This window comes from Pseudonocardia sp., from assembly GCF_025965585.1.
Lineage (GTDB): Bacteria > Actinomycetota > Actinomycetes > Mycobacteriales > Pseudonocardiaceae > Pseudonocardia.
The window spans coordinates 1-2,786 of record NZ_JAOPWR010000478.1; the positions used below are offsets into that span (position 1 = coordinate 1).

3 protein-coding genes and 2 pseudogenes are annotated in these 2,786 nt (G+C 67.1%); 3 read left to right on the forward strand and 2 right to left on the reverse strand.

What is annotated here, in order from left to right:
- The first annotated feature begins 78 nt into the window (after window positions 1–78).
- Complete coding sequence (locus JWR81_RS29525) at window positions 79–702, forward strand: MAB_1171c family putative transporter (RefSeq protein WP_297660253.1); 624 nt, start codon at window positions 79–81, stop codon at window positions 700–702.
- A gap of 2 nt (window positions 703–704) precedes the next feature.
- Here the strand turns inward: JWR81_RS29525 and JWR81_RS29530 are convergent, their stop codons facing one another.
- A complete protein-coding gene (locus tag JWR81_RS29530; protein WP_367278884.1) occupies window positions 705–1,247 on the reverse strand; it encodes a 2'-5' RNA ligase family protein in 543 nt (180 codons plus the stop codon).
- Window positions 1,248–1,401: 154 nt separating this feature from the next.
- Here JWR81_RS29530 and JWR81_RS29535 point away from each other — a divergent pair, with 154 nt between their 5' ends.
- Window positions 1,402–2,220 (forward strand): hypothetical protein, encoded by an 819-nt coding sequence (locus tag JWR81_RS29535; protein ID WP_297660259.1) that lies wholly within the window; start codon window positions 1,402–1,404, stop codon window positions 2,218–2,220.
- Between the two features lie 168 nt (window positions 2,221–2,388).
- Here JWR81_RS29535 and JWR81_RS29540 read toward each other — a convergent pair.
- Window positions 2,389–2,535, reverse strand: a pseudogene (locus tag JWR81_RS29540) (transposase); the annotation flags it as partial.
- A 129-nt stretch (window positions 2,536–2,664) separates the two neighbouring features.
- Between JWR81_RS29540 and JWR81_RS29545 the strand changes: the two are divergent.
- Window positions 2,665–2,786: pseudogene (locus tag JWR81_RS29545) on the forward strand (disulfide bond formation protein DsbA); the annotation flags it as partial.

A 2,786-nucleotide genomic window follows, 5' to 3' on the forward strand; every position in this document is an offset into this window, starting at 1 on the left:
CCAGCCAGCCCAGCAGCCGGGACACGATCAGGTACGTCAGTCGGAGCGCCACCAGGCGATCATGCCGAGCCGTGGTGGGTGTCGAACCCGCAGGTCACGGTCGTCGGCCGAGTTCCGGGCACTCACACGTTCTCCAGCCTCGTCTGCACGTTGTCCGTCGGTCTGCCGGCTCTGTCGGTCCTGGTCATTGTGATCGGCCTGTCCATCCCCACGGTCGGTCGTCGCATCGATCGGCTTGCCGAGTGGTGGAATCTGCGCCGTGTCTATGAGGGGCTGGAACCGTTGTGGAAGGCGTTCTACAACGCGATGCCTCAGATCGCGTTGACGTCCCCGCAGGGCGTGGAAGGACAGGTGCCGCGGCGCGACATGCGGTTGCGCCTGTACCGCCGAGTCGTCGAGGTGCGGGACGGGGCGCTGATCCTCAACCCGTACCGCCGTGACGCCGACACCGCTGCTCACCGAGACCGGGGGGTCGCCCTGGGATTGGACGGCGAGGCACTGGTCGCTGCGATCGAGGCAGCGGACCTGGCGGTCGCGCTAGGGCGCTACACCAGTGGCGCTGGCCGCGGCGGCGGCATCACCCCTGCCAGCCCCTCCCATGACGACCTGCAGGGCGAAGCCACGTGGCTGGAGTCAGTCTCGCGGGCGTTCGCCGAACGTCGCATTGCTCCCGTCGAGGACCGAACTGCTGCAGAGCGCTGACCTCATCGGCCGCCGAAGGGGAGTCGGCTGCGGATTCCCCAACCGTCCTCACCGAGGGCTGCCACATGCAGTTCCGAGAGCTGCGTCGTGATCGGCAGCAGCGGTTCGACCAGGCTCACGATCGCGTCCTGGTCCACTGCCTGGGCACCAAGAGCAACGCTCACGTGGGCCGAGGCGTCCGCGTACTTCCCGCCGTAGGGGAGGAGGGCAGGCCACCTTGCCCAGACCTCCTCGAGAAGCCGTTGTACCTGGTCGGCAGGCTCTGGGGGCAGGTAGATCAACTCAGGTCGTACCTGGCAACGGGTGAAGCGCACGGTGATCGGTGCGATTCCGCGCACGATCTGGGCACATGCCTGCATCACTGACGCGTCCAGCTCGTCGGCCGGCACGAACGGATACAGCACCGTCAGATGTGCGGGGAGGCCCTCGCGGACCGCGTCGGGGTATCGGGCTGCGACCGCTGCCAGCAGCGGGTCAGCGGCGGGGACCGGCAGTACCAGCGCGGTTTGTCCTGGTCGGGGCATGCGATCTAGATACCAGGCCATCCCCAACCTCTTTCGCCCAGCTTCTTCTTGCTGACGCCTCCCACCTCTGGTCTGCCAGGCATGTCGACCTCGCGCTGTACCAGCTCGGCCAATCGCCGACCACCTGAGCCGAAGCCAACCTCTCACGAGCGGGGCGGCGTTACGGTCCGGCCTTGTGAGCAACGACGTCGGCGGACACCCGATCTTCAAGGCCTGGAGCGGGCGCTCAAATCCCTGGGGCCCCGAGGACCGCTACTCGGTCTCCTTCGGCGGCGAGGTGCTCGCTGACGTCGTATCGGGTCTCGACGACTTTCTCAGATCCGACCGCTGGGCACCGATGAGACGGACGCCGGCGGTCCTCGGTTGCGTGCCATGGCTGACCGATGATGCTGTGGCCAGCAGGCTTCTTCGGTTCGATGACGTGTGCATCGTCATCAACAAGCCCCACTCGCCCCCGGACCGGGAGGCAGTCCGACTTCAACAGCAGGGCCGGGGGTTTCTACTCGACTCGCTCCCCTCGTTCGAGTGGATGGCGCCCCGGGTCAATGGCCAGCCAGCTGTGCTCGGCCCGACCGACGCCCCTCGGGGTCAGGTCTTCGAGTCCGTGCGGGTCGCCGGGGTCAGCAAGCGCTCCGGTGGCGGCGTGCCCCCGTACGTCCACGCCAAGATGCTGCTCCTCGGCGTGATCTGGGAGCGTGACGACCACCCGTCCGGCTATCCCGTGACGTTCTGGTTCTTCGAACCGCGGCGGCTGTGGCTCGGCAGCGCCAATTTCACGTACAACTCCCGGCGCAGCCTAGAGTTCGGCATCTGGAGTGACGACCGGGCTCTGCTTGACCACGCCAAGGGGTTCCTCGCCGATCTGCTGGCCTACTCAGAGCCCTTCGACTCCGAACACGTCACCCCCGAGCCGGAGCTGGCCCCCTACGACTTCGACGACGAAGCCATGCGTGAGTACGCAGCCGAGCTCGGCCCCGATCCCGACGACGAGTAAGCCATCGGCTGGTTGCCGGGGCGCTGGACGCCGCGGATACGCGCAGTCGATCACCGGGCGGTCGAACACGTCCAGGATGGCGCCGCCGTCTCGCACACGTGGCGCCTGACGCCCTCCAGCTCGCCTTCAGCGCTTCGGGGGTGTCTGGGTGGAACCGGTGCTGATGCTGTCCTCGCGGTCGGCGATGCGCAGCCACCGCGACAGGCAGAACTCGGAGATCCCGAGGTTCCGCGCGACAGCGGCGATCGATTGGTCGCCCTGATGGGCGGCCGCGATCACGTCGCGCCGGAACTCCAACGGGAACGGCTTGGGCACGATGCTGATCCTTCCAGCGAGGACCAGGTCCTCACAGGTCAGGAGTCAACTGAAGCTTGGGCAGCCCCGTTGGTTCGAGACCGCCCTGCAGGAGGCCGGTCGGGCTCTGCGCACCGATGAGATGCAGGCGTAGACGGTGTGGCGTTCTTCGGGCCAGTGCTCAGCGCGATACCGCGGGGTCAGGAAGCCCTCGACATGTTCGACGGGACATTGCTCATCGCACGCAACCCACACTTCTCGAAGCTGAAACG